Raw genomic sequence first — 21,015 nt, 5'->3', positions numbered from 1 at the left:
GCCGAACGCCCGGCGCCGGGCCGGCCCCCTCGTCACCCGCCTGCTGATCGCGCTGATGCTCGGAGTGGTGATCGCCGAGCCGCTGGTGCTGCGCATCTTCCAGACCGCCATCGAGGAACGCGTCGCGGACCAGCGTACGGACGCCATCGACCGGTTGCGCACGAACCTGGTCCGCTGCAACCCTGTCCCGTCCACGACGCAGCCCGTCACGCCGAAGGGCTGTGACAGGGCGTACGTCCTCTCCTTCGGCGCGACGCCCGGCGAACGGGGCGAGGAGCTGGACGCCTTGCGCTCGGACGCCGCCACCCTGCAGAAGCGGGTGGACCGGGACACCACCAGGCTGGAGGCGATCGACTCCGAGGTGCGGGACGAGTGCCGCCGGCTGATCCGCATCGCCGCCACCGGCCTCTATCAGCGGACGTCCGAGTGCCTGCGCCTGCGCAGCAAGGCACACGACTACCGGACCACCCACCGCACCAGTGAGAACGAGAAGCGACTCGCCGGCATGCACAGCCGCATCTCGACGATCGAGGCCGAACTGACCTCGTCGCGCGGCGCGTTCCTCAAGGAACGGGCCGACGGCATCGAGCGGCGGCTGGACGAGGAGCGGGGCAAGCAGAAGGAGATCGGGGTCCTGGAACGGATCCGGGCGCTCGATGAACTCGCGAGCGGCAACGCGGTGCTGTTCGTGGGCATCTGGCTGGTCCGCCTGCTGTTCGTACTCCTCGACATGCTCCCCGTGCTGGTGAAGTACCTGAGCGGCGATACCGCGTACGACCGGATGCTCACCAGCGAGAGCAACAGCGCGGTCAAGATCCACGGCGAGGAGGTCCGCCTCACCGAGCGCCGGGCCATGGCGAACCTCGAGATCGCCCAGGACGCCATCGAACAGGAGGTCCGGCGCCACCGCGCCGAGTCGGAGGCGGCAGCCCGGGAACACACGGCGGCGATGAACATCCGGGTCCGGCAGGCGGTGAACGCGCTGGAGGACGAGATCCGCCGCTCGTCGACGGTCTGACACACCCGCCCGCACCAAGGACACAGCACCACGGCCGCCCCGCACACCGGGGCGGCCGCCTGACACCGACGGAAAGGAGGGGAAGGCATGACCACACCCGGAGGTGCCCCCGCCGCAGGCCCGGACACCGACACCGCCACCGACCACACTGCGGAACTCACCAGGGTGCTGCTGTCCGAGGTCCGTGAGGAGCTCGTGAAGGCCGACCACAAGGCCGGTCTCATGCTGGCGTCCCTGGGCGCGGTCCTGACCGCCCTGCTCGGCGCGATCGGCAGCGGCGTCATCGCCCCGCGCCAGTACCCGGTCGTCCCGCAGCTGCTCCTCTGGGTGGGCTGCGCCGCCTGCGCACCGGCACTCGTCCTGCTCGGTCTGGCAGTGACCCCACGGCTGGGAGACCCCCACCGCTCCCGCACCCACTACTTCGGCGACGCGAGACTGGCGATGTCGGCCGCACACCTGGAGCGGACGGTCCGCCGCACCGACCCCGTGGCCCGGGACCTGTGCCAACTGGCGGCCCTGTCCCGGACCGCCTGGACCAAATACCGCTGCATACGCCACGCCCTGGCCTGGAGCACGGTCTTCTTCGCGCTCACCCTGCTGGGCATAGTGACAGGGGCGTCGACTTGACGGCGAGACCTGCCAAGGTGGGGTAACACATGACTGATCAGTCGGTATTCGTCCTGGGGAACGCTCTGCAGGCCCTGGAGCCGGCCGCGTTCGAGACCGAGGCGGAGTTCCAGGAGCTTCTCGCGCGCCATCCACGGGTACTGGACTTCGGCTCGCTTGCCGACGGTCGGCCGTTGCGGCTGGTGCTGGTGGCGCGGGAGATGGGGGTGTCGACGAGCGCGGAGAGCGGTCCGGCGTACTGGCTGGACCATCTCTTCGTCGATGCCGACGGGGTGCCGACGCTGGTGGAGGTCAAGCGCGCGAGCGATACGCGCATCCGCCGCGAGGTGGTGGGCCAGATGCTGGACTACGCGGCGAACGGCGCTCGTTACTGGCCTGGAGCGTTGCTTCAGCGCTCGTTCGAAGAGACCTGTGTCTCGGACGGCAGGCCGCTGGACGAGGCGTACGGGGAACTACATCTCGGCGACCGCTCCCCGGAGGAGTTCTGGTCGACGGTCGAGGAGCGGCTGGCCGCGGGGCAGATGCGGCTGCTGTTCGTCGCGGACCGGATCCCGCTGGAGCTGAGGGCGATCGTGGAGTTCTTGAACCGGCAGATGCGCCAGACCGACGTGTACGCGGTCGAGTTGACCCAGTACCGGGGCGACGGTGACCTCCGCGTCCTCGTCCCACGCATCCACGGGGAGGTCGCCACGGCAGCGAAGTCCCCGTCCGGACGCCGCACCGCGCAGCGGACCACGCGTGCGGACATGGATGCGGTGATCCGGGCCCGGCTCGCCCCGGAACCGAGTCGGCTGGCAACCGCACTGCTCGATCACGCGGCGGCCCGGGGACGGCTGGAGGGCGGAACGGCCAAGTACCCGAGCATGTCCGTCTACTATCCGGTCGCCGGCCGGCACGTCCCGATCTGGACGCTGTCCCTGTACGACAACCCCGTGAAGGAGGAACTCGCCTTCAGCTTCGGCTCCCTCACCCATCACCTCGGCCTCGACCGCGCGGCGGCCTTCGCGGACTCTCTGCCGGCCGTTCCCGAGCTGCGGAAGAAGCTGGAGATCCAGCGGCAGAAGGGGTACAAGGGCTGGCCGTCGGTCTCGCTGTCCGCCTTGGCATCGGAACCCGGCGCCCTCGAGGGAATCCTGGCAGCGATCGAAGAACTCGTGGACGGCCAGGAAGCCGCTGTCTAACGATCACCGGAAACGAGTCAGGGGCCCGACCCGCTGAGCGGATCAGGCCCCTGACCTGGTACTTCACTGTCGGGGTGGCGGGATTTGAACCCACGACCTCTTCGTCCCGAACGAAGCGCGCTGCCAAGCTGCGCTACACCCCGATGTCGCTGCTGTCGCGGCGACGACGTTTACTTTAGCCCACTGGTGGCTAGAGACGAAATCCGGTTTTCCAGGGGTGGCGGAGGGGGTTCGGGCGGGCGTGGTCGAGGGCCACGAGGAGGACCGCGAGGGCGTAGAAGGACAGGCCGAGGAGGAGGGCGTTGCCGAGGACCTTCTTGTAGCCGTCCTGGTCGACGTCCAGGAAGGGGTAGAGGTAGCGGTCGGGGGTGCCCGGCAGGAGCAGCTCGCCTCGGATGAGGGAGAAGGCCAGGTAGGCCAGGGGGTAGAGCAGCCACGTGCTGGCCTGGCGCAGGTGCAGTCGGCCGGGGGCCGTGAGCAGGAGCCAGTCCAGTACGGCCGCGATCGGGGTCAGCGTGTGGAGGGTGTGGTGGGCGACGGCCTGCCAGCCCGTCGGAGCGGCCGCGGCCTCGCCCGTGAGGGAGAAGGGGCTCGCCTCGTTCGCCAGGAGCAGGTGGTACACCAGGGACGCGATGACGACGTAGAGCAGGGTCGCACCCAGGACGGCTCCTGGCAGCGGGCGGCGGGCCGTCCACGCCCGGCGGGCCGAGAGGGCCATCACCAGCGCGAGGAGGATGTTGCTCTGGATCGCGAAGTAGCCGAGGGCCCGGGACGGGTCGCCCAGGAGTATGTCGAGCGTCACGCCCGTGGTCGCCGCGAGGGCGACCAGCAGGCGGAAGGCCGCGGCCGCGGGGCGGCGGACCGGGGTGACGACGGCCGTGGCGGGGACGGGGGAGGGCTTCAACGCGGGCTTGCCCGGAATCGCGGGGAGATCCGGTATGTCCCGGGGTATCGGGGCGGTCATGCCCCCACGCTGACAGAAACGGACATAGCGGGCGATGTGGGCGGGCTGTGTGGGTTAACGGGTCTCCCGTCGACCCGTGATCGTCCCCTGATCGACTGATCGACTGATCGACTGATCGACTGATCGACTGATCGACCCGTGATCGTCCCCTGACCGGCCCCGGGCGGAGGCTCCCCTACTCCCGCCCCACCAACGTCAGCAACGTCGCCTCCGGCGGGCACGCGAACCGTACCGGTGTGTAGCGGTTCGTGCCGCAGCCCGCCGAGACGTGCAGGTACGACGTACGTCCCTCCGCCGTATGCGTGGACAGGCCCTTCACGCGGTCCGTGTCCAGGTCGCAGTTGGTGACCAGGGCGCCGTAGAAGGGGATGCACAGCTGGCCGCCGTGGGTGTGGCCGGCCAGGACCAGGGGGTAGCCGTCGGCCGTGAAGGCGTCCAGCGTGCGCAGGTACGGCGCGTGGACCACGCCCATGGAGAAGTCGGCGGAATCCGACGGGCCGCCGGCCACCTGCTCGTAGCGGTCCCGCTTGATGTGCGGGTCGTCCAGGCCCGTCAGCTCCAGCGAGACGCCCTCGATCTTGAGCGTGCCGCGCGTGTTCGTGAGGTTCAGCCAGCCGGCCGCGTCGAAGGCGTCCCGCATGTCCTCCCACGGGATGTGCACCACGCTGACGGCCGGCGGGTTGCCGTTCAGGCCGTGGCGGCCCTGCACCTTCTCCCTCAGGTAGCGGGCGGGGTTGCGGAACCTCGGGCCGTAGTAGTCGTTGGAGCCGAAGACGTACGCCCCGGGGAACTCCATCAGGGGGCCGAGCGAGTCCAGGACCTCCGGGATGCCCTCCGGGTCGGAGAGGTTGTCACCCGTGTTGATCACGAAGTCGGGGCGCAGGCCGGCCAGGGACCGCAGCCAGCGCTGCTTCTTGCGCTGGCCGCTGACCATGTGGATGTCGGAGACCTGCAACACGCGCAGGGGGCGCATTCCCGAGGGCAGGACCGGGACCGTGACCCGGCGGAGGCGGAAGGAGCGGGCCTCGAAGCCCGCCGAGTACAACAGACCGGCGGCACCAGCCGCCGCGATTCCCAGAGGGACTCCGTATCGCGCGCGCATAGGACCATCGTGTCAGACCGCGCCGGTCGTCTCCGCCCGGCGGTGCCCGAAATCCCCTGACGGCCCCGGCCCTTCTACCGGCCCTTGACCCGTCTCGTGCACCGCCGTCCCGCAAATCAAGGGGCGCCCGCCCGCCTGCACCTGCGACAATCAACCTCATGACCACGCTCAAGTCGAAGCTGCAGGACGACCTCAACGCCGCGATCAAGGAGCGCGATGAGCTCCGCTCCTCGACGCTCCGGCTGACCCTCGCCGCGATCACCAAGGAGGAGGTCGCGGGCAAGGAGAAGCGCGAGCTCTCCGACGACGAGGTGCAGAAGGTGATCACCCGGGAGGCGAAGAAGCGCCGTGAGGCGGCCGAGGCCTTCGCGCAGGGTGGTCGCGCCGAGAGTGCGGAGCGGGAGAAGGCGGAGGGCGAGGTGCTCGCCGCGTACCTGCCGAAGCAGCTCAGCGACGACGAGCTGAACCGGATTGTCGCCCAGGCCGTCGAGGAGGCGAAGGCGGCCGGGGCGGAGGGGCCGCGGGCCATGGGTGCGGTCATGAAGATCGTGAACCCGAAGGTCGCGGGCCAGGCCGAGGGCGGCCGCGTCGCCGCGGCCGTGAAGAAGATCCTCGCGGGATAAGACACCCGGCCCTTTCCCGTCGTACGAAGATCTTCGTACGACGGGAAAGGGCCGTCACGCGCTCAGGACACCGTGTCAGCGGCCTCGGCCGCGTCAGCCGCGTCCACCGTTCCCGTTGCCCCCGTTGCCCTGACCCCGGAAGAACCCCTCCGGGATGCTGAACGACGGTGTCGGGAAGGTCCCGCCGTCCCCGCCGCCGCTGTTGTTGCCGCCGACCAGGCCGCCGATGAAGCCGTCGTCGCCGTTGTCGCCCTGGTCCCCGTTGTCGCGGCCCTCGTCGTCGCGGTCGCCGCGGTTCCGGTCGACGCCGGGGGGGATGTGGACGGTGTTGAAGTTCTCGACGGGCTTGCCCTCCAGCGCGCCGGTCATCATGTCGCCCCAGATCGGTCCGGGGACCTCGCCACCGAACACCTTGTCGTACGGGACGCCGCCGATGGTGATGCCGACCATCTTCCGCTTGTGCGCGGGGTCGCCGACCCACACGGCACCGGCCATGTTCGGCGTGTAGCCCACGAACCAGGCCGCGTAGCGCTCGTCCGTCGTACCGGTCTTGCCGGCGCTGGGGCGGCTGCCGAGGCCGGCCTTCTTGCCCGTACCGTCCTCGACGACGCCCCGCAGCAGCGTGTTGATGGTGTCGGCGGTCTTCTCCGACATCGCGCGCGAGCAGGTCGACTTCGGGACCGGGAGCGACTTCGTGCTGTCGCCGACGCGCTGGCTGATCGACTCGATGGCGACCGGCGTGCAGTACATGCCGCGCGAGGCGAACGTGGCGTACGCGTTCGCCATGGTCAGCGGGGACATCTCCTGGGTGCCGAGGGCGATGGAGGGCACCTGGGGCATCTTGTCGCCGTCGGCCCGCTCGACGCCCATCTTCTTCGCCATCGTCGTCACCGGGCAGATGCCGATGTCGCCGATCATCTGCACGTAGTAGGTGTTGACCGACTTGGCGGTCGCCTCCCTCATGTCGTACGGGCCGACCTCGGACTCGTTCTCGTTCTCGACCTTGGCAGGGTTGGTCCGGCTGTTCTTCCAGGTCCTGCCGTCGCAGGCCGATACCGGGCTCGGATACGCCATCTGGTACGGCGAGGGGTACGCCTTGTTCGCCGGCATGCCGTCCTCGAGGGCCGCGGCGGCCACGATCGGCTTGAACGTCGAACCGGGCTGGTAGCCCATGCCGCCGCCCATCGACTGGTCGACGGAGAGGTTGATCTGCGTCTGGTTCTTGCGGAAGCCGTACGGGCGCGACTGGCCCATGGCGAGGATCTTGCCGGTGCCGGGCTGGACGAGGGTGGTGGCGGTGGCCACCTCGTCGCTCTTGTAGACGTGGTCCTTGATGGACCGCTGTGCCGCGTCCTGGGCCTGCGGGTCCATGGTGGTGCGGATGGTGAGGCCGCCCTGGTTCCAGACCTTCGCCCGCTTCTCCCTGGTCTTGCCGAAGACCGGGTCGTTCAGGAAGACCTCGCGCACGTAGTCGCAGAAGAAGCCCGCGCCCTTGGTCGCCGTGATGCAGCCGTTCCTGGGCTTGCTGACCTTCAGGCCCAGCGGCGCCTTCATCGCCTCGGCGGCCTGCGCCCGGGAGACGTCGCCGACCTCGGCCATGCGCCGGAGCACGGTGTTGCGGCGCTTGGTGGCCTCCGCCTCGTCGTTCACCGGGTCGTACCGGCTGGGCGACTGGACGATGCCGGCGAGGAGGGCCGCCTCCTGGAGGTTCAGGTCCTTGGCGGACTTGGAGAAGTAGCGCCGGGCCGCGGCCTCGACGCCGTAGGCCTGCTGCCCGAAGAACGTGATGTTCAGGTAGTTCTGGAGGATCCTCTTCTTCCCGAGCTCCTCCTCGACCTGGATCGCGTACTTCAGTTCGCGGATCTTGCGGCCGATGGTCTGCTGGGTGGCCTGCGCGACCTTCGTCGGGTCGTCGCCGGCCTCCTCGACGAAGACGTTCTTCACGTACTGCTGCGTCAGGGTCGAGGCGCCCTGGGCGACCTCGCCGCTGCGCGCGTTCTTGTTGAGGGCGCGCAGGACGCCCTTCAGGTCCACCGCGCCGTGCTGGTAGAAGCGCGAGTCCTCGATCGCGACGATCGCCTTCTGCATGTACGGCGAGACGTCCTTGAGGGGGACCACCGTGCGGTCGCGCGAGTAGACCGTGGCGATCTGGCCGCCGTCGGCGTCGAGGATCGTGGTGCGCTGGCTCAGGGGCGGGGTCTTCATGGTGGCCGGGAGCTCGTCGAAGCTCTCGACCGATCCCTTCGCCGCCAGCCCCAGCGCACCCACCGCGGGCAGCGCGATACCGGCCAGCACGGCTCCCGCGAGAACACTGACACCGAGGAACTTGGCGGCCTGCTGCGTGGGAGACAGACCACCGCCCGAGCGCTTCTTTGGCATGAGGGCAGCCTACGTTCTCATTCGCCGGACAGGCGTATAGGCCTTGGCCTAAGCTGCTCTCAACTGTCACAGCAGTGAGGCCACGTATCAATACGTCCGGCGACCCCGAATCGTTCCGGGTGTTTCCCAACTTTTTTGGTGGGGTCGTGTCCGAATCCGCCTTGTGTGTCATGCGGCGTCCGTTGTGACGCATGCGAACTGTCCTGGTTTGCCAGGAAGGTTACGTATGTCGCCAGCTCACTCCCCCGGGTGATCTGCCGCTTACCCATAGTCCGTTCGGACCATTCAAGATTGGGCCCGCTGGGGGTGTTGCGCTGTGCCCACCTTCCGTAACGTCCTCAACTGGCGGCGGTGAATATGCCGCTGCCGCCGTGGGGGAGCCTCGATTCGGGAGAGGACGGCGCCGGTATGGGCTGGGTAGTCGACTGGAGTGCGCAGGCGGCCTGCCGCACTACCGATCCGGATGAACTGTTCGTTCAAGGAGCAGCGCAGAACAGGGCCAAGGCGGTGTGCACCGGATGCCCGGTGCGCACGGAGTGCCTGGCCGACGCGCTGGACAACCGCGTCGAGTTCGGCGTGTGGGGAGGCATGACGGAGCGGGAGCGCCGCGCACTGCTGCGCAGGCGTCCCACCGTGACCTCCTGGCGCCGGCTGCTGGAGACGGCGCGCACGGAGTACGAGCGCGGCACGGGCATCGTGCCCCTCGACGACGACGAGGTCTACGAGAACTACGCGGCGGTGAGCTGAGGGGTTCCCTCCAGGAGCTTCGACGGTCAGAGGGCCCTTGACGGGCCCTTCGCCAACGCCGGGTTGCCCTCAGGCACTCGCCTCGGGCCGGCTGTCCGGGTGGGGCAGCTCGGAGTCGTCGGCGGGGTCGGGAAGCTCGCGCTCGTTCGCCGCGAGCCGGTCGCCGATGTCGCGCAGCCCCGCGAGGTCGTGCACATCGCCGGGCAGCGCGCCCACTTCCGTCACGGCCACCTCGGAGTGGAGCGCGGTGAAGCGGTCACGCGTGCGCTGCTCACGGGAGAGCAGTTGCATACGTTCGGCGTGCAGCCTCAGCAGGCCTGCCGTGAGCTGGTCGACGGACCGCTCGGTGTTCCCGGCGTTCTCGGTGGGGGAGCCACCGTCGGAAGCCTCGGCAGCAGCCGGAGCTGGTGTTTCGGATGTGGGAGAGCCTGAACTGTCATACGTGTCGGGGGAGTTACGAAGTACTGCTTTCCCGCCCTCCTGATCCACAATGCGGGGCTCTTCAAGATTTTCCGCGGCCGCGAGCGCCCGCTCGGCCGACAGGCCGCCGGCGCCGCTGCCGTGGACCCGGTTGAGCACCAGCCCGGCGAGCGGCATGTCCTCCGCGGCCAGCCGCTCCACGAAGTACGCGGCCTCGCGCAGCGCGTCCCGCTCGGGGGCCGCGACCACGAGGAACGCCGTGCCGGGCGCCTGGAGCAGCTTGTACGTGGCGTCCGCACGCGTGCGGAACCCGCCGAAGGTCGTGTCCATCGCGGACACGAACGTCTGCACGTCCTTGAGGAGCTGGCCGCCGAGCAGCTTGCCGAGGGTGCCGGTCATCATCGACATGCCGACGTTCAGGAACTTCATGCCGGCGCGGCCGCCCAGCTTCGCCGGTGCCGTCAGCAGCCGGATCAGCCGCCCGTCCAGGAACGACCCGAGCCGCTTGGGCGCGTCCAGGAAGTCCAGCGCCGAGCGGGAGGGCGGGGTGTCGACGACGATCAGGTCCCACTCGTCCCTGGCCCGCAGCTGCCCGAGCTTCTCCATCGCCATGTACTCCTGCGTGCCCGCGAAGCCCGCCGAGAGCGACTGGTAGAAGGGGTTGCCCAGGATCGCGGCGGCCCGCTCGGGGTCCGCGTGCGCCTCGACGATCTCGTCGAAGGTGCGCTTCATGTCGAGCATCATCGCGTGCAGCTCGCCGCCCGCGGAGTCGTCGATGCCCTTCACCCGGCGCGGGGTGTTGTCGAGGGAGTCGATGCCCATGGACTGGGCGAGCCGGCGGGCCGGGTCGATGGTGAGGACGACGACCTTGCGGCCCCGCTCGGCCGCACGCAGCCCCAGGGCCGCCGCGGTCGTGGTCTTTCCGACCCCGCCCGAGCCGCAGCAGACCACGATCCGGGTCTTCGGGTCCGCCAGCAGCGGATCGACGTCGAGGACGCGCGCCGGGGACAGATGGCGGGCCGGGTCGTGGGTGTGGGCCGGGTCCGGACGACTCATGACATCCCCTGCTTCCGACTCATGACGGGCCTTGCCTGTGTGCTGTTCCCGGGGCCGCGTCCTGCCCGGCTCATGACACGCCCTGCTCGCGCAGCTCGCGGGCCAGTTCGTACAGCCCCGCCAGGTCCATGCCCTCGGCGAACAGCGGCAGTTCGTGCAGCGGCAGGCCCAGCTCGGTGAGCACCGCGCGCTGCTCTTGTTCCAGCGCGTACCGCTCGGCGTACTCCTCGGCCTGGGTGAGCAGCGGATCCACCAGCCGCTCCGCGCGCCCGCCGCGCCGCGCCCCGCCGAGCCCGGCGGACGACAGCGACCGCGCAACCGTGGAACGCGGGGCCGTCCTGACGAGTTCCAGGTCGGCCGCGTCCAACACCTCCGGCCGCACCATGTTCACGATGATCCGCCCCACCGGCAGCCGCGCCGACCGCAGCTCGGCGATGCCGTCCACCGTTTCCTGGACGGGCATCTCCTCCAGCAGCGTCACCAGGTGCACGGCCGTCTCCGGCGACTTCAGCACCCGCATCACGGCCTGGGCCTGATTGTGTATCGGGCCGATCTTGGCGAGGCCGGCGACCTCGTCGTTGACGTTGAGGAAGCGCGTGATGCGTCCGGTGGGCGGGGCGTCCATGACGACGTAGTCGTACGCGAACCGCCCGCTCTTGTCCTTGCGCCGTACCGCCTCGCACGCCTTGCCGGTGAGGAGTACGTCCCTCAGGCCGGGCGCGATGGTGGTGGCGAAGTCGATCGCGCCGAGCTTCTTCAGGGCCCGCCCGGCGCTGCCCAGCTTGTAGAACATCTGGAGGTAGTCCAGAAGGGCCAGTTCGGGGTCGATGGCCAGCGCGTACACCTCCCCGCCCCCGGGAGCGACCGCGATCTTCCGTTCCTCATAAGGCAGCGCCTCCGTTTCGAAGAGCTGCGCGATTCCCTGGCGGCCCTCGACCTCGACGAGAAGTGTCCGCTTCCCCTCCGTGGCCAGGGCCAGCGCTAGGGCCGCGGCCACCGTGGTCTTGCCGGTACCGCCCTTGCCGCTGACGACCTGGAGCCTGCTCACGTATTCGAGCCTAACCAGTCCGTGCCCGGGCTACGCGGGAGGCTGTGGATAACGGTCGCCGAGGCGGGCGGACGCCCGGGGCGTGGTCGGCCGCGTGGCCCCTGACCGGCAGCGGCTAGAGTCGGCCGCATGACCAAGTGGGAATACGCAACCGTGCCGCTGCTCGTCCACGCCACGAAGCAGATTCTGGACACCTGGGGCGAGGACGGCTGGGAGCTCGTCCAGGTCGTGCCCGGGCCGAACAACCCCGAGCAGCTCGTGGCCTACCTGAAGCGGGAGAAGCAGTAATGGGCGCCGTCGAGGCGAAGCTGGCCGAACTCGGCCTGACCCTGCCCGACGTCGTCCCGCCGCTCGCCGCGTACCAGCCGGCCGTGCAGTCCGGGCCGTACGTCTACACCGCCGGGCAGCTCCCGATGGTGGAGGGCAAGCTTCCGGTCACCGGCAAGGTCGGTGCGGAGGTCACCCCGGAGGAGGCCAAGGAGCTGGCACGCACGTGTGCGCTGAACGCCCTGGCCGCCGTCAAGTCCGTCGCCGGTGACCTGGACCGCATCGCGCGCGTGGTGAAGGTCGTGGGCTTTGTGGCCTCGGCCTCGGACTTCACGGGCCAGCCCGCGGTGCTGAACGGCGCCAGCGAACTGCTCGGCGAGGTCCTCGGCGACAAGGGCGTGCACGCGCGCAGCGCGGTGGGCGTCGCGGTGCTGCCGCTGGACGCGCCGGTGGAGGTCGAGATCCAGGTGGAGCTCGCCTGACCCCCTTGCGGCGGCCCTAGCTGCGGAATCCGTCCCCGAGGCCACTCGAACATCCGCCCGTCACGGGATAGCCTCGCGCCCATGGCGAACGGTCAGTGGTACCCCCCGGAGTGGCCGGACCGCATCCGCGCACTCGCGGCCGGCACCCTCACCCCGGTGACCCCCAAGCGCGCGGCCACCGTCATGCTCCTGAAGGACACCGGCACCGGCCCCGCCGTCCACATGCTGCGCCGACGCGCCTCCATGGCCTTCGCCGGAGGCGCGTACGCCTATCCGGGCGGCGGCGTCGACCCCCGGGACGACGACCACCAGGTCCGCTGGGCGGGCCCCACGCGCGCGTGGTGGGCGGACCGGCTCGGTGCCGACGAGGCGACGGCCCAGGCGATCGTCTGCGCGGCCGTCCGGGAGACGTACGAGGAGGCGGGCGTGCTGCTCGCCGGCGAGACGCCCGACTCCGTCGTCGGCGACACCACCGGCGCCGACTGGGAGGCCGACCGTGCCGCCCTGGTCGACCGGGACCTGTCCTTCGCGGAGTTCCTGGACCGCCGCGGCCTGGTCCTGCGCTCCGACCTGCTCGGCGCCTGGACCCGATGGATCACCCCGGAGTTCGAGGCCCGCCGCTACGACACGTGGTTCTTCGTGGCCGCCCTCCCCGCGGGGCAGCGCACCCGCAACGCCTCCACGGAGGCCGACCACGCGGTGTGGATCGCGCCGGGCGAGGCGGCGGCCGGGTACGACAAGGGCGAGCTGCTGATGATGCCGCCGACCATCGCGACCCTGCGGCAGCTGACGGCGTACGAGAGCGCTGCCCAGGCGCTCGCGGCCGCCCCCGCCCGGGACCTCACGCCCGTCCTGGCCACCGCCCGCCTGGTGGACGGTGAGATCGTGCTCTCCTGGCCGGGCCACGACGAGTTCACCAAGCACATCCCGACCGCCCCGACCGGTGGAGCCAGCGCATGACGGACGCAGCAGCCCTTCCCGGCCAGCCCCGCGGCGGGGTTCTCTCGGGGCCCGCCACCGCGCGGGCCGTCAACGTCCTGGCCCCCAACCCGTCGGCGATGACCCTGGACGGCACGAACACCTGGATCCTGTCCGAGCCCGGCTCGGACCTGGCGGTGGTGGTCGACCCGGGCCCCCTCGACGAGGGGCACCTGCGCCATGTCGTCGCCACGGCCGAGCGGACCGGCAAGCGCGTCGCCCTGACCCTGCTGACCCACGGTCATCCCGACCACGCGGCGGGCGCCGCCCGGTTCGCCGAACTGACCGGCACGCGCGTGCGTGCGCTCGATCCGGCACTGCGGCTGGGCGACGAGGGCCTGGCCGCCGGAGACGTGATCACCACCGGCGGCCTCGAACTGAGGATCGTCCCGACCCCCGGCCACACCGCCGACTCCCTCTCCTTCCATCTCCCCGCCGACCAGGCCGTCCTGACCGGCGACACCGTCCTGGGCCGCGGGACGACGGTCGTGGCCCACCCCGACGGCCGTCTCGGCGATTACCTGGACTCACTGCGGCGCCTGAGGTCCCTCACGGTCGACGACGGCGTCCACACGGTCCTCCCGGGCCACGGGCCCGTCCTGGAGGACGCCCAGGGCGTCGTCGAGTACTACCTCGCCCACCGCGCCCACCGCCTGGCCCAGGTCGAGACGGCCGTCGAGGACGGCTACCGCACCCCCGGGCAGGTCGTCGCCCACGTCTACGCCGACGTCGTACGGCCAGGGTGCGTGCGCGTCAGCGCGAGCGCTTGGCGAGGCGTTCCACGTCCAGGAGGATCACCGCGCGGGCCTCCAGGCGCAGCCAGCCGCGCTGGGCGAAGTCCGCCAGTGCCTTGTTGACCGTCTCGCGGGACGCGCCGACCAGCTGGGCCAGCTCCTCCTGCGTGAGGTCGTGGACGACGTGGATGCCCTCCTCGGACTGCACGCCGAACCGGCGCGAGAGGTCCAGCAGGGCCCGGGCGACACGGCCCGGGACGTCCGAGAAGACGAGGTCGGACATCGCGTCGTTGGTCTTGCGCAGTCGGCGCGCGACGGCGCGCAGGAGCGCCGTGGCCACCTCGGGGCGGGCGTTCAGCCAGGGCTGGAGGTCGCCGTGGCCGAGGCCGAGCAGCTTGACCTCGGTCAGTGCCGTGGCGGTCGCGGTGCGCGGGCCCGGGTCGAACAGCGACAGCTCGCCGATGAGCTCGCCGGGGCCGACCACGGCCAGCATGTTCTCGCGGCCGTCGGGGGACGTGCGGTGGAGCTTGACCTTGCCCTCCGTGACCACGTACAGGCGGTCGCCGGGGTCACCCTCGTGGAACAGCGAGTCGCCGCGCGCGAGGGTCACCTCACTCATGGAGGCGCGGAGCTCCGCGGCCTGCTCGTCGTCGAGCGCCGCGAAGAGCGGATTGCGCCGCAGAACGTCGTCCACGAGTTCTCTCCTTGTCGACCTGCTCAGGGGCTGTCGCCCCCGCGTACCAAGGCACCGTGGTGCCCATTTTGCCTGACGGTCCAAACAGTGTGATCTGTCACAAGGATGCCGCACACGTGTCCCGGGGTACGCGGCAGGGGTCCAATTGGACGCCGATCTTCGGGGTCCGGGCCGGATGTCGGTGCCTGGCCTTAGGCTGGCCGGGTGTCCAAATCGCCGGTGAGAGCACAGGCCGAGGGGGCTGCGCGGGTGGTTGTACGTCGCGATTCCGCTGTGGGCGAACAGGGCCCCGATGGCGGTAGGAAAACGGCGAAAGCGACAGGGGAGGCAGCGCCCTCCGGGAAGCCGACGCCGGCCAAGAAGGCGCTTGCCGGGAAGGGCGGGGCCGCGAGCAAGCAGGCGTCCGCGATGCAGGCTGCGGCGGTGAAGAAGACCGCGTCCGCCAAGAAAGCCGCGGCTGCGAAGAAGGCTGCGGCTGGGAAGAAGGCTGCGGCTGGGAAGAAGGCTGCGGCTGGGAAAAAGGCTGCGGCTGGGAAAAAGGCCGCGTCCGCGAAGACGGCTGCGGCTGGGAAAAAGGCCGCGTCCGCGAAGACGGCTGCGGCTGGGAAGAAGGCCGCGCCTGCGAAGACGGCCGCGTCCGCGAAGACGGCTGCGGCTGCGAAGACGGCCGCGGCTGGGAAGAAGGCTGCGTCCGCGAAGACGGCTGCGGCTGGGAAGAAAGCCGCGCCTGCGAAGAAGGCCCCCGCCGCCAAGAAGGTCACCGTCGCGCCCAAGAAGGCCACGGCCCGCGTCAAGGGCGCCGCACCGGCCAGGGCCGTCGTTCACCCGCCCAGCGGTGAGTCGCCTACCGCGCTGGTCCGCCGGGCCCGCCGGATCAACCGCGAGCTCGCCGAGGTCTACCCGTACGCCCACCCCGAGCTGGACTTCGCCAACCCCTTCCAACTGGTGGTCGCCACGGTCCTGTCCGCCCAGACCACCGACCTGCGCGTCAACCAGACGACCCCCGCCCTCTTCGCCCAGTACCCCACCCCCGAGGACCTGGCCGCCGCCAACCCCGAGGAGGTGGAGGAGATCCTCCGCCCGTGCGGCTTCTTCCGGGCCAAGACGAAGTCGGTCATAGGGCTGTCCAAGGCCCTGGTGGAGGACTTCGGGGGTGAGGTCCCCGGCCGGCTGGAGGACCTGGTCAAGCTGCCCGGCGTCGGCCGCAAGACCGCGTTCGTCGTGCTCGGGAACGCCTTCGGCCGGCCCGGCATCACCGTGGACACGCACTTCCAGCGCCTGGTGCGCCGCTGGCAGTGGACCGCCGAGACCGACCCGGACAAGATCGAGGCGGCGGTCGGCGCGCTCTTCCCGAAGAGCGACTGGACGGACCTCTCACACCACGTGATCTGGCATGGCCGCCGTATCTGCCACGCCCGCAAGCCCGCCTGCGGCGCCTGCCCCATCGCCCCGCTCTGCCCGGCGTACGGCGAGGGCGAGACCGACCCGGAGAAGGCGAAGAAGCTGCTCAAGTACGAAAAGGGCGGCTTCCCCGGCCAGCGTCTGAACCCCCCGCAGGCCTACCTGGACGCGGGCGGCAAACCGGCGCCGCCGCTGGGGGCCGGATGAGCCGCCTCACGAGCCCCTCGATCAGGGGATCGCGGCCGTTCGCGGAACGATCTCAGGGGCGCCGCGCGTTGGAAGCGGCAGGACGACGGGGGTGGCGATGACGCGGGCGAGCGACACACAGGGCGGCCGGGTGACAGTCAGCAAGGAGGGGCTGCCCGCGTGGCTGGACCCGGTGGTGCACGCCGTGGAGACGGTCCGGCCGCGGCAGCTGAGCCGCTTCCTGCCCCCGGAGGACGGCGCCGGGCGCCAGTCCGCCGTGCTGATCCTCTTCGGGGAGGGCGAGCGCGGGCCGGAGCTGCTGCTGATGGAGCGTGCCAGCTCCCTGCGCTCGCACGCCGGGCAGCCGTCCTTCCCCGGCGGCGCCCTCGACCCGGAGGACGGCGACCCGCGGGGCGACGGCCCGCTGCGGGCCGCCCTGCGCGAGGCCGAGGAGGAGACCGGCCTCGACCCCTCGGGCGTCCAGCTGTTCGGCGTCCTGCCCAGGCTCTACATCCCGGTCAGCGGCTTCGTCGTCACCCCGGTGCTGGGCTGGTGGCGTGAGCCCAGCCCGGTCGGGGTCGTCGATCCGAACGAGACCGCCAGGGTCTTCACCGTCCCCGTGGTGGATCTCACGGATCCCGCCAACCGCGCCACCACCGTCCACCCCAGCGGCCACCGAGGCCCGGCATTTCTGGTCGAATCGGCACTTGTCTGGGGTTTCACGGCCGGAATCATCGACCGGCTGCTGCACTACGCGGGCTGGGAGCGGCCCTGGGACCGCGAGAAGCAGGTCCCGCTCGACTGGCGCGCATGACAGGGTGGCCTCCGTGAACGTGCTGGACATCTTGTTGCTGGTCGCCGCCGTGTGGTTCGCGGTCGTGGGGTACCGCCAGGGGTTCGTCGTCGGCATCCTGTCGGTGACCGGCTTCCTGGGCGGCGGTCTCGTCGCGGTCTACGCGCTGCCCGTCATCTGGGACGCGATCACGGACAACGCGGAGGTGAACACGACCGCGGCCGTCGTCGCGGTCGTCGTCGTCATCGTCTGCGCCTCCGTCGGCCAGGCCCTCACCACCCACCTCGGCAACAAGCTGCGCCGGCACATCACCTGGTCCCCGGCCCGGGCCCTGGACGCCACCGGCGGCGCCCTGGTCAACGTCGTGGCGATGCTCCTGGTCGCCTGGCTGATCGGCTCGGCCCTCGCGGGCACCACCCTGCCGACGCTCGGCAAGGAGGTCCGCAACTCCAAGGTGCTGCTCGGCGTCTCCCAGGCGCTGCCGGACCAGGCCGCCACCTGGTTCGCGGACTTCTCCTCGGTCCTCGCGCAGAACGGCTTCCCGCAGGTCTTCAGCCCGTTCTCGAACGAGCCGATCACCGACGTCCAGCCCCCGGACCCGGCCCTGGCGAACAGCCCGGTGGCGACCCGCGCCCAGCGCTCCATCGTCAAGGTCATGGGCACGGCCCCGAGCTGCGGCAAGGTCCTGGAGGGCACCGGCTTCGTCTTCGACGACCGCCGCGTCATGACCAACGCGCACGTGGTGGGCGGCGTCGACGAGCCGACCGTGCAGATAGGCGGCGAGGGCAGGAAGTACGACGCCACGGTCGTGCTCTACGACTGGCGTCGCGACATCGCCGTCCTCGACGTGCCGGACCTCAAGGCGCCCGTACTGCGCTTCACCACCAAGGACGCGGGCAGCGGCGACGGCGCGATCGTCGCGGGCTTCCCGGAGAACGGGGCGTACGACGTGCGGGCCGCGCGCGTACGGGGACGCATCACGGCCAACGGCCCGGACATCTACCACCGCGGCACGGTCCGCCGCGACGTCTACTCCCTCTACGCGAACGTCCGCCAGGGCAACTCCGGTGGCCCGCTGCTCACCCCCGACGGCAGGGTCTACGGCGTGGTCTTCGCCAAGTCCCTCGACGACGCCGAGACGGGTTACGCGCTCACGGTGGACGAGATCCAGCAGGACATCACCAAGGGGCGCACCGCCAACCAGCAGGTGGGCAGCGACAGCTGCGCGCTCTAGGAGCGGCCCTGGGGGCGAGCAGGCCGGGGCGTCACTCGCGCGAGTGACGCCTCAGTCGCGTGTGTGGCGCAGACGTACGGAGACCCAGCGGGCCCGGCGGCGGAGGATGCGCGGGATCCCGACCCTGGGGTCCGCGGTCGCCATCTGCGGTGCACCGCTCCGCTGGTGGGGGTTCGCACCGCCCGCCGAGCGGCGATTGCGGCTTGCGTCACTGTAGTCGTGCGTCCAGCCCATACCCCGACGTGTGCCCCTGCCCCATGGTCGATAACCGCCCCCGGAGCGCCCAATTGGCCTATGCGCCAGGCAATTGGCCGTCCTTCGGACAAGCGTTCACGCGTGGACACCGGCCGCGGTCGTCCGGTCACCGATCGGGTTCGGGATCCTTCAGCCAGTTGATGAGCTCCGAGGAGAACGCGACCGGATCCTCCTCGTGCGGGAAGTGTCCGAGGCCGTCGAACAGCCGCCAGCGGTACGGGGCTTCGACGTACTCGCCGGACCCGGCCGCGCTGCGCGTGCGCATCACGGGGTCGAGCGAGCCGTGCAGATGGAGCGTCGGCACGCGCACGGGCCGCTTCATCCGGCGGTTGAACTGGATGCCGTCCGGGCGGGCCAGGGAGCGCACCATCCAGCGGTACGGCTCGACCGCGCAGTGTGCCGCGGAGGGGATGCACATGGCCCGGCGGTAGTTCTCCAGCGCCTCGTCCTCCGGCGGGCGAGGCCCGGACCAGTCCTGGATCAGCTCGGCCACGAGCGCCCCGTCGTCGGCGGTGAGCTGCCGCTCCGGGATCCAGGGCCGCTGGAACCCCCAGATGTGTGAACCGGCGCGGGTCTGCTTCACGTCCCGCAGCATCGCCGCGCGCCAGCGCCGCGGATGTGGCATGGACGCGACCGCCAGCCGCCGCACGAGCTTGGGGCGCATCGCGGCCGCCGTCCACGCCAGGTACCCGCCCAGGTCGTGGCCGACCAGCGCGGCATCCGGCTCGCCGAGCGAGCGGATCACGCCGGTGACGTCGAGCGCGAGGTTGGCGGGGTCGTAGCCGCGCGGCGTACGGTCGCTGCCCCCGACGCCCCGCAGGTCCATGGCGACGGCCCGGAAGCCGGCGTCGGCGAGCGCCACCAGCTGGTGCCGCCAGGTCCACCAGAACTGCGGGAAGCCGTGCAGCAGCAGGACCAGCGGTCCGTCGCCCAGCTCGGCGATGTGGAAGCGGGCGCCGTTGGCGGCGACGTCGCGGTGGCTCCAGGGTCCGTCCAGCCGCACGGCCGAAGCCGGTTGTGCCGAAGGTGTGGCGGGATCGGTCATGACGACGAGCGTGCCACAGCCTCGATGGCCTCGGGGGCCCGGTCCTTCGGGAGCTCGGGCCGCGGGTGCGGCTTGGCCTTCTGGAACACGCCCGCGGTCTCCTTCATCGAGGCGGCGACCTTCTGCGGGCCCTGGCTCTTCTTGGCCTTCTTCGCGAAGACCACGCCGATCAGCGCGAGCACGACCGCGACGAGGACGTTCGCCGCGAAGGACAGCAGGAAGCAGATCGCCAGGTTCCAGTCGGACCAGGTGCGGATGCCGTATGCCAGCGCGAAGTTCAGCATCGGCAGGGAGAACAGCAGTACCGCCCCCGCCATCGAGAAGGCGCCGCCGCTGGTCGCGCCGCGCTTCACGTCCTGCTTGAGCTGCGCCTTGGCCAGCGCGATCTCGTCGTGCACCAGCGCCGACATTTCCGCCGTCGCCGAGGCGAACAGCTGGCCGATGGTGCGTTCGGCGCCGACCGGGCTGCCGTCGGGTGCGCTCATCGCGGTCTCCCTCTTCTGCGTACGGTCCGATGTCCGCGTCTTGGCCTGACTCGCCACAGTCGTCCCACTGCGTACGGCCTGACTGCGTACGGTCCCGTCTTTTGTACCGTCTCGTCAGATCATGCCGGACGGTGGTGGTCATCGCCTGCCCCGCCCGGTACTTCGGCAAGCCCGTGGCGCGCGGCCGCCTTCTCCCGGGCGATCCGGCGGTGCTCGGCGGCCTTGCGTTCGTAGAGGTCGGCCAGCCGCTCGTGGTAGGCCGGGTCGTCCTCCTCGTAGACGTCCGGGATGCCGTCGGCGTCCTCGTCGCGCTCCTCGTTCTCCCACAGGCGACGGTACTTGGCGTTGCGCATCTTCAGCAGCACGGTCGCGAGTGTCGCGGCGATGAGGGAGCCCAGCAGCACCGAGGCCTTGATCTCGTCGGTCATCGTCTGGTCGCCCTCGAAGGCGAGTTCCCCGATCAGCAGCGACACGGTGAAGCCGATGCCGGCGAGACTCGCCACCGCGAACACGTCCGCCCAGGCGAGGTCGTCGCTGAGCGACGCCCGGGTGAAACGGGCCGTCAGCCAGGTCCCGCCGAAGATGCCGAGCGCCTTGCCGACGACCAGGCCGAGGACGACACCGAGGGTCTCGGGCCGGGTGAACACATCGGCGACCGCGCCGCCGGAGACGACGACACCGGCGCTGAACAGCGCGAACAGCGGTACGGCCAGCCCTGCCGACAGGGGCCGCACGAGGTGCTCGATGCGCTCGCCGGGGGAGTGCGCCTCGCCCTCGTGCCGGTGGCAGCGCAGCATCAGGCCCATGGCGACGCCGGCGATCGTGGCGTGGACGCCGCTGTTGTACATCAGCGCCCAGATGACGAGCGCGAGCGGCACGTACACGTACCAGCCGCGCACGCCGCCCCGCAGCAGCAGCCAGAAGACGGCCAGGCCCGCGACCGCGCCGCCGAGCGCGGCGAAGTTCAGGCTGTCGGTGAAGAACACCGCGATGATCAGGATCGCGAAGAGGTCGTCGACGACGGCGAGCGTGAGCAGGAAGGCCCGCAGCGCGCTCGGCAGGGAGGTGCCGATGACCGCGAGCACGGCGAGCGCGAACGCGATGTCCGTGGCGGTCGGCACGGCCCAGCCGGAGAGCGAGCCGCCACCGACGACGTTGGTGAGGACGTAGACCAGCGCCGGTACGGCCATCCCGCACAGCGCGGCGACGACCGGCAGCGCGGCGGCCTTGGGGTCGCGCAGATCACCCGCGACGAGCTCGCGCTTGAGCTCGATCCCGGCGACGAAGAAGAAGACC

21 protein-coding genes, 1 tRNA gene and 1 pseudogene are annotated in these 21,015 nt (G+C 70.8%); 12 read left to right on the top strand and 11 right to left on the bottom strand.

Going from position 1 to position 21,015, the window contains the following annotated elements:
- From CCL05_RS15270 to CCL05_RS15260, 3 genes are all read left to right on the top strand, one after another.
- The coding region (locus tag CCL05_RS15270; RefSeq protein WP_086561047.1) for a DUF4407 domain-containing protein at window positions 1-1,018 on the top strand (1,018 nt) is incomplete at its 5' end.
- A gap of 87 nt (window positions 1,019-1,105) precedes the next feature.
- A complete protein-coding gene (locus CCL05_RS15265; protein ID WP_086561046.1) occupies window positions 1,106-1,645 on the top strand; it encodes a Pycsar system effector family protein in 540 nt (179 codons plus the stop codon).
- Between the two features lie 29 nt (window positions 1,646-1,674).
- The gene (locus CCL05_RS15260; protein ID WP_086561045.1) at window positions 1,675-2,826 is read left to right on the top strand and encodes a PDDEXK family nuclease; all 1,152 of its coding nucleotides are present in this window, start codon (window positions 1,675-1,677) and stop codon (window positions 2,824-2,826) included.
- Window positions 2,827-2,895: 69 nt separating this feature from the next.
- On the opposite strand, the gene CCL05_RS15255 is transcribed toward CCL05_RS15260, so the two are convergent.
- The 3 genes from CCL05_RS15255 to CCL05_RS15245 all read right to left on the bottom strand — a co-directional run bounded on the left by CCL05_RS15255 (window position 2,896) and on the right by CCL05_RS15245 (window position 4,892).
- A tRNA-Pro gene (locus CCL05_RS15255) sits at window positions 2,896-2,969 on the bottom strand.
- Between the two features lie 47 nt (window positions 2,970-3,016).
- Window positions 3,017-3,790, bottom strand: coding sequence for a Pr6Pr family membrane protein (locus CCL05_RS15250; protein WP_086561044.1), 774 nt, complete (start codon window positions 3,788-3,790; stop codon window positions 3,017-3,019).
- A gap of 175 nt (window positions 3,791-3,965) precedes the next feature.
- Window positions 3,966-4,892: a metallophosphoesterase gene (locus CCL05_RS15245; RefSeq protein WP_086561043.1), complete on the bottom strand. Its 927-nt coding sequence runs from the start codon at window positions 4,890-4,892 to the stop codon at window positions 3,966-3,968.
- Between the two features lie 158 nt (window positions 4,893-5,050).
- Between CCL05_RS15245 and CCL05_RS15240 the strand changes: the two genes are divergently transcribed.
- On the top strand, window positions 5,051-5,515 hold the full coding sequence (locus tag CCL05_RS15240) for a GatB/YqeY domain-containing protein (RefSeq protein WP_020271803.1): 465 nt from the start codon (window positions 5,051-5,053) through the stop codon (window positions 5,513-5,515).
- A gap of 93 nt (window positions 5,516-5,608) precedes the next feature.
- On the opposite strand, the gene CCL05_RS15235 is transcribed toward CCL05_RS15240, so the two are convergent.
- Window positions 5,609-7,894: a transglycosylase domain-containing protein gene (locus CCL05_RS15235; protein ID WP_086561042.1), complete on the bottom strand. Its 2,286-nt coding sequence runs from the start codon at window positions 7,892-7,894 to the stop codon at window positions 5,609-5,611.
- Between the two features lie 408 nt (window positions 7,895-8,302).
- On the opposite strand from CCL05_RS15235, the gene wblA reads away from it, so the two are divergent.
- On the top strand, window positions 8,303-8,641 hold the full coding sequence (gene wblA / locus CCL05_RS15225; protein ID WP_010031964.1) for a transcriptional regulator WblA: 339 nt from the start codon (window positions 8,303-8,305) through the stop codon (window positions 8,639-8,641).
- A gap of 69 nt (window positions 8,642-8,710) precedes the next feature.
- Here the strand turns inward: wblA and bagB are convergent, their stop codons facing one another.
- Entirely contained in the window at window positions 8,711-10,117 is a 1,407-nt protein-coding gene (bagB, locus tag CCL05_RS15220) for an ATPase BagB (protein WP_086561040.1), read from the bottom strand.
- A gap of 70 nt (window positions 10,118-10,187) precedes the next feature.
- Window positions 10,188-11,165: an ATPase BagA gene (gene bagA / locus CCL05_RS15215; RefSeq protein ID WP_086561039.1), complete on the bottom strand. Its 978-nt coding sequence runs from the start codon at window positions 11,163-11,165 to the stop codon at window positions 10,188-10,190.
- A gap of 129 nt (window positions 11,166-11,294) precedes the next feature.
- Between bagA and sp36 the strand changes: the two genes are divergently transcribed.
- The 4 genes and pseudogenes from sp36 to CCL05_RS15195 form a co-directional block, all read left to right on the top strand.
- The gene (gene sp36 / locus CCL05_RS15210; RefSeq protein ID WP_003991873.1) at window positions 11,295-11,453 is read left to right on the top strand and encodes a Sp36 family protein; all 159 of its coding nucleotides are present in this window, start codon (window positions 11,295-11,297) and stop codon (window positions 11,451-11,453) included.
- Window positions 11,453-11,914 carry a RidA family protein gene (locus tag CCL05_RS15205; protein ID WP_010031952.1) on the top strand — a complete coding sequence of 154 codons (462 nt, stop codon included), beginning with the start codon at window positions 11,453-11,455 and terminating at the stop codon, window positions 11,912-11,914. The genes sp36 and CCL05_RS15205 overlap by 1 nt, the downstream gene beginning before the upstream one ends.
- Window positions 11,915-11,995: 81 nt before the next feature.
- The gene (locus CCL05_RS15200) at window positions 11,996-12,874 is read left to right on the top strand and encodes an NUDIX hydrolase (RefSeq protein WP_086561038.1); all 879 of its coding nucleotides are present in this window, start codon (window positions 11,996-11,998) and stop codon (window positions 12,872-12,874) included.
- Window positions 12,871-13,629, top strand: a pseudogene (locus tag CCL05_RS15195) (MBL fold metallo-hydrolase); the annotation flags it as partial. The gene CCL05_RS15200 and the pseudogene CCL05_RS15195, both read left to right, overlap by 4 nt.
- 16 nt (window positions 13,630-13,645) lie before the next feature.
- Here the strand turns inward: CCL05_RS15195 and CCL05_RS15190 are convergent.
- A complete protein-coding gene (locus tag CCL05_RS15190) occupies window positions 13,646-14,320 on the bottom strand; it encodes a Crp/Fnr family transcriptional regulator (protein WP_010031945.1) in 675 nt (224 codons plus the stop codon).
- Between the two features lie 423 nt (window positions 14,321-14,743).
- On the opposite strand from CCL05_RS15190, the gene nth reads away from it, so the two are divergent.
- The 3 genes from nth to CCL05_RS15175 all read left to right on the top strand — a co-directional run bounded on the left by nth (window position 14,744) and on the right by CCL05_RS15175 (window position 17,934).
- Complete coding sequence (nth, locus tag CCL05_RS15185) at window positions 14,744-15,928, top strand: endonuclease III (protein ID WP_341868259.1); 1,185 nt, start codon at window positions 14,744-14,746, stop codon at window positions 15,926-15,928.
- Window positions 15,929-16,025: 97 nt separating this feature from the next.
- A complete protein-coding gene (locus CCL05_RS15180; RefSeq protein WP_086561049.1) occupies window positions 16,026-16,721 on the top strand; it encodes an NUDIX hydrolase in 696 nt (231 codons plus the stop codon).
- A 13-nt stretch (window positions 16,722-16,734) separates the two neighbouring features.
- The gene (locus CCL05_RS15175) at window positions 16,735-17,934 is read left to right on the top strand and encodes a MarP family serine protease (RefSeq protein ID WP_086561048.1); all 1,200 of its coding nucleotides are present in this window, start codon (window positions 16,735-16,737) and stop codon (window positions 17,932-17,934) included.
- A 51-nt stretch (window positions 17,935-17,985) separates the two neighbouring features.
- Here CCL05_RS15175 and CCL05_RS46170 read toward each other — a convergent pair whose 3' ends face one another.
- The 4 genes from CCL05_RS46170 to nhaA form a co-directional block, all read right to left on the bottom strand.
- A complete protein-coding gene (locus CCL05_RS46170; RefSeq protein WP_078602692.1) occupies window positions 17,986-18,168 on the bottom strand; it encodes a hypothetical protein in 183 nt (60 codons plus the stop codon).
- A 127-nt stretch (window positions 18,169-18,295) separates the two neighbouring features.
- The gene (locus tag CCL05_RS15165) at window positions 18,296-19,234 is read right to left on the bottom strand and encodes an alpha/beta fold hydrolase (RefSeq protein WP_086561036.1); all 939 of its coding nucleotides are present in this window, start codon (window positions 19,232-19,234) and stop codon (window positions 18,296-18,298) included.
- Entirely contained in the window at window positions 19,231-19,719 is a 489-nt protein-coding gene (locus CCL05_RS15160) for a phage holin family protein (RefSeq protein WP_086561035.1), read from the bottom strand. Before CCL05_RS15160 ends, CCL05_RS15165 begins: the two co-directional genes overlap by 4 nt.
- A gap of 119 nt (window positions 19,720-19,838) precedes the next feature.
- The coding region (gene nhaA, locus CCL05_RS15155) for a Na+/H+ antiporter NhaA (RefSeq protein WP_086561034.1) at window positions 19,839-21,015 on the bottom strand (1,177 nt) is incomplete at its 5' end.

It is taken from the genome of Streptomyces africanus (genome assembly GCF_002150735.1).
Classification (GTDB): domain Bacteria; phylum Actinomycetota; class Actinomycetes; order Streptomycetales; family Streptomycetaceae; genus Streptomyces; species Streptomyces africanus.
This window is presented reverse-complemented; position numbering and strand designations above follow the sequence as displayed.